A 3,507-nucleotide genomic window follows, 5' to 3' on the forward strand; every position below is an offset into this window, starting at 1 on the left:
TTCTCAAGTTTGCTTCCATCTATTATATGTAGCTTCATATTAAATTGGTATAAGTAGGTTGCTATACTCAGAAAGTATTTTCCAGCAGCATTCGGTTGCCGAGCCAGTGACATCAAACGCAAAAATGTATCTGGGTCGATAGATTTGGTGGTCGCAGGTATTGATGAACAGCCTGTCGTCAGTGCCTCAAAAACAATCCACGATTTGAAACTGACAGGTGCATCTAATAGTACTTGACACATCTCAGTGAATACTTGTGCTGGCACCTCAATACATTCTCCATTAGAACGTTCTGGATACCCTTGAACAATCTTGAGCTTGTATCCGTCGCGTAGTGATGCATCCTGTACGCCAACGTAAAGTAATTTGATATCTCTTGAAACGAAGGGAATATTTTTAGCAGTGAGATGCTTTGGCATACACGTAATTGCAATGAATATGATCGCAACACATGTTACGATCATAATTCGACAGTTTGACCAGAAAATAAATTTGCCCAAGCTATACCTCGGCGATACCAAAAGATACGCATCAGTAAAAAAATCATTCCACTAACCGTAGCAGAGTACGTGTTAGACGGCTCCGGCACTGTAGTTACGGTGGCTTTTTTCATCGTCCAGCCCCATGATACACCTTTATAGACAGTGAGTTCATTTGAAGCATTAGCTATGACGGGATAGAGGTTGGCATTCCATGTAACTGGATTTTTTGTCGCTATGCTACTCTGATCTCGCCTGGAGAAATCATAGAAATTAATCTGACTAGCCAGAAGACCTGATGTCATGTTAGGCACAGTACAAGAATAAAATGGCTGATTGGCAGCGTTGCCGCAAGCCGGATTAACAGCATTATCGAGATAGGGTGATGTCTTTCCTGCTAACGGGAGATTGGTATCCACCACTTGTACCCATTGAAGGTATTGTTTAAGACTTAATGCAGTACCTTTATCAAATAGCGCTGTGATTCGGGCACCACCAACTGATCCTTTAAAGCCAGCGTTGTATGAGTTAACTGTTAGTGTCCCACCAGTTCCCGTATTGGCTGTCCAACCTACTGGAAGCAATGAAGTATTCAGTGAACTTGCTGATACGGTGTTTGATGGAACTAGACGCACCACAGCACTGCCATCAGGCGAAAGCGCAAAATCAGCCGCTCGCACACAAGAAGATGATACTACTACGTTAAAAGTAATAAGAGTTATACAAGTAGCTAGATCAATATTTTTCATTTTCTATTCTTAAGCAGCTTTCAATGATGATAGGAGCGTCAGGATTGCTGACAGCTAAATTTAATAATCAGTTTGAATAATATCATAGGTAAAAATAGCACTAGTAACTTTACATACGCTTCAAAATATACTATGTATTCTATTTTATTTGTATTATATAGCAATACTCTGGACAATTTTTAGTTGAGGGAATAGACAGGAAAGCTATCGAACCATTAAGGTGCTGATTAGAACAAAACTTGCACCGACTCGATAGCCATATGGAAATAGGGTAATTTTTGCTCCTGGTAACTGCTCTAGTAGCGCTCGGTCTCGCTGAACATCAATGCCTAAGCCACTACCTAAGATTGCTAAGATTCTCACCGGATATTTTAGAGGTTTAGCAGGTGGGGCATACTTAGCACTGAGTGCCATTTCCGCCTTGGGGCGGCGCTCAAATAAATTCCACAAATGCCACGGCAGCTTGGCAAGTAGCATATCCTGAGTTTGCAGGATAACCCGCGCAGGCTGATCTTGTCTGACTTCTTCCTTCACCTGTTCTCGCAAATCTCGAATCGGTGTTTGGTTGAGCCATTCGTGCAATCTAGCTTGAAGTGCACAAGCGGCATACTCACACTCGTCCACATGGGAAACGTTCGTAATTTGGGGGGGAACCTCTATTCGCATTCCGGACAAACTATAGTAAGCTGTTTGCCAACGGTAATAAAGGTCAGGAATTTCCGGGGCTGGGGGTAACCTGCCTGCAATTTCTGTAACACTCTGTTGACCCTCTTCTCCAATCTGAAGCATGACTGGGAATCCCTGCTCAAAATTACCCTCTCCAATTTTGAAGACAACTAGCTTACCCACGATCAGTCCCTTGGCTTAATTCCAAATTAAATGATAAAGTTTTCTGTGAGGCTAGCATTATCCAGCGATATTCTAATGCTAAATCGTTCCCCAAGTTCAGCAGAGAATTTAATCTGAATATAGTTATCTCGTTTTCTGGCTTGTGTGTCTAAAAAGACATTGCCAGATTTATCTAGTCCAGTCAGTTGCAGACCTGTTGGTAGATAACGTTCACTACCCATTGGGTACAATCGTAGGAGAACCGCTACTCGCTGTTCTTTGTTGGGCAAAATTGCTACCATCAGGGCAACAGCGTGATCTGCAAACTGCATCCCCAAATCCATCACTCTCCTCATGCCTGCTGCGGGATGGTGAGGAGCGAACGCCCACAGAAGCTCTGCTGCTGTCCAACGAACTTCTTCATCCTCTGTATTATCCAGCAGGTGAATTAAAGCTGTAGTCAAGTCCTCGTTTTCAAGGGTACTATTGAGACTGACATATAATTGCTCAACCATTTGCCTAAGGGTTTTGGAGTCGTCTAGGTCAACTCCTCTAACCGAAAGAGTGCGAAATCCTAAAGCTGGGTCGGTGTTTGTGTTGCCCAGAAGTTCTGCAAATGTTTGCCAACCTGCCTCAAAAACGTTGTCAAACCATTGACTTAATCGCACTAATCTGGTATTTTTTTGATGCAAGCGGATGAGTAATGTTTCTAGTGGTTGCAACTGTTCGATAGTCAGCAGTTGCTGTGATATTGTTGGTACAAAACCCAAGACTGTTGCTTCAAGGCAAGTCTTATCCAAGAGTACAACAACGTAACCAATCCGGTCTGACCAAGTATCAGGCGGAATGTAACAGGTGCGTTCGCCCTGTTCAATCGGGCGACACTCTAGGTGTCCAATTTCGGTTACTTTCAGGTCAGCAACATCAGAACACAGTCGCCCAACAGGATTCCAGCTATAGCTAGCTTCTAGCTCGGTGGGAATATCGAGTATTTCCAAGTATTTACGCACTGCTAGCACTGCTAAAGTATTCATGTATACTTTTACAGCTTTTTCCGGTGTAGGTTGCTCATGGGCAAATTGCTGTGCTGTTCGACGCTCTTGCTGAGAAATGGGAATGGAGATCGTAATGTCTTTAGCGTTTGTTAAAGTCATGCGTTTTCCAAAAGTGACAAAAGAGGATTAATGTGAAGTCTGAATTTATAAATTTTTAAGATTCCAGGTAGCCCTGTGATTTGCCGAAATTTAGCAGACGCGGAAAGCATTCTTGTTGGTAGAATTTGCTCAGAGAGGAAATTCCTACTCCAAATTCTTTAGCTAATTGCTCCCAAGTTGTTTCAGGAGGTAGGCGGCGTTGAATCAAGACTTGACAGTTAATGTCTGGGCGATCGCGCAGGTGAATCCCCAGTGAGTTTTATAGCTGTTTTCCAAGCATCTATACAATTCCACGCT

Annotated in this window: 4 protein-coding genes; all 4 read right to left on the reverse strand. The window is 43.0% G+C overall.

The features are described from left to right. Positions 1 to 419 (reverse strand): hypothetical protein (locus tag ACFFAP_RS37155; RefSeq protein WP_375515897.1); only part of this gene is annotated, 419 nt, incomplete at its 3' end. 41 nt (positions 420 to 460) lie between these two features. Further along, entirely contained in the window at positions 461 to 1,228 is a 768-nt protein-coding gene (locus ACFFAP_RS37160) for a hypothetical protein (protein WP_375515898.1), read from the reverse strand. Between the two features lie 204 nt (positions 1,229 to 1,432). After that, a complete protein-coding gene (locus tag ACFFAP_RS37165) occupies positions 1,433 to 2,077 on the reverse strand; it encodes a hypothetical protein (RefSeq protein ID WP_375515899.1) in 645 nt (214 codons plus the stop codon). Positions 2,078 to 2,103: 26 nt separating this feature from the next. Further along, positions 2,104 to 3,210: a DUF1822 family protein gene (locus ACFFAP_RS37170; RefSeq protein ID WP_375515900.1), complete on the reverse strand. Its 1,107-nt coding sequence runs from the start codon at positions 3,208 to 3,210 to the stop codon at positions 2,104 to 2,106. Positions 3,211 to 3,507: the final 297 nt, after the last annotated feature.

Source organism: uncultured Nostoc sp., assembly GCF_964245575.1.
Lineage (GTDB): Bacteria > Cyanobacteriota > Cyanobacteriia > Cyanobacteriales > Nostocaceae > Nostoc.